This window comes from Pseudomonas sp. 50_B (assembly GCF_017491625.1).
GTDB classification, from domain to species: domain Bacteria; phylum Pseudomonadota; class Gammaproteobacteria; order Pseudomonadales; family Pseudomonadaceae; genus Aquipseudomonas; species Aquipseudomonas danubii.
Window position 1 is genome coordinate 1 of sequence record NZ_JAFGYX010000217.1, and the last position, 241, is coordinate 241.

At 63.1% G+C, this 241-nt stretch carries 1 protein-coding gene; it reads right to left on the minus strand.

From position 1 onward, the window contains the following. Positions 1–241, minus strand: a 241-nt coding sequence (locus J5M73_RS31695; RefSeq protein WP_207817058.1) for an amino acid permease, incomplete at both ends; no start/stop codon positions are given.

The window sequence follows — 241 nt, forward strand, 5'->3', positions numbered from 1 at the left end:
TCCATCACCCCGCCAAAATTCGGATTGCTACGGCCCCAGATATCGCGGGTGAAGATGTCGGCCTTGAACGCCACGGCCGCAATGACGATGAACATCACCAGCGGCACAATCTTCGCCACCGTGGTCACCAGGTTGATGAAGGCCGCTTCCTTGATCCCGCGCAGCACCAGGAAGTGCACGGCCCAGAGCAGCACCGAGGCGCCGATCACCGCGGCCGGGGTGTTGCCCTCGCCGAAGATCG